Origin of the sequence: Streptomyces albidochromogenes, assembly GCF_005981925.1 — a bacterium.
In the GTDB taxonomy this organism is placed as follows: Bacteria; Actinomycetota; Actinomycetes; order Streptomycetales; family Streptomycetaceae; genus Streptomyces; species Streptomyces albidochromogenes.
This window is the reverse complement of record NZ_VBVX01000745.1, coordinates 1-475: the sequence shown is the minus strand read 5'-3', so window position 1 is coordinate 475 and position 475 is coordinate 1. Positions and strand designations below refer to the sequence as shown.

Annotated in this window: 1 protein-coding gene; it reads right to left on the bottom strand. The window is 70.3% G+C overall.

Features of this window, described 5'->3' with window-relative positions; translation table 11 throughout:
- Positions 1–443: glycosyltransferase family A protein (locus tag E2E34_RS37785; protein ID WP_138905803.1), on the bottom strand; the 443-nt coding region annotated here is incomplete at its 3' end.
- Between the last annotated feature and the right edge of the window lie 32 nt (positions 444–475).

Sequence of the window (475 nt, the reverse complement as noted above, 5' to 3'; positions counted from 1 at the left end):
GTCCGGTCCTCCGCGCTGGCCAGATAGTCCGCGAAGCGCAGCACCTGGAGCGGCTCGCGGTTCACGGTCGCCAGGGTTTCGGCCCGGGAGAACAGCGCCGCCGTGCCCAGCACCAGCGACGTCCCTTCCGCTTCGAGCACCCGCCGGTACGTGGCCAGCGTCCAGGGGAACCACACGTCGTCACTGTCCAGGAAGGCCACGTAGGCGCCCCGGGCCTCCTGGATGCCCAGGTTGCGAGCGGCGCCAGGGCCCGCGTTGCGCTGGCTGAGCACGCGCACCTGTTCGCCGTAGCGAGCCAGCGTCTCCAGCGTGTCGTCGGTGGAGCCGTCATCCACGACGAGCACCTCGAAGTCACGCTCCTCCTGCGCGAACACAGACGCGAGCGCCGCCTCCAGCAGCCGCGCCCGGTTGTACGTGGGGATGATGACGGAGAAGAACGGCATGTCACACGCGGGCGCGCAGGCCCATCTGGGAG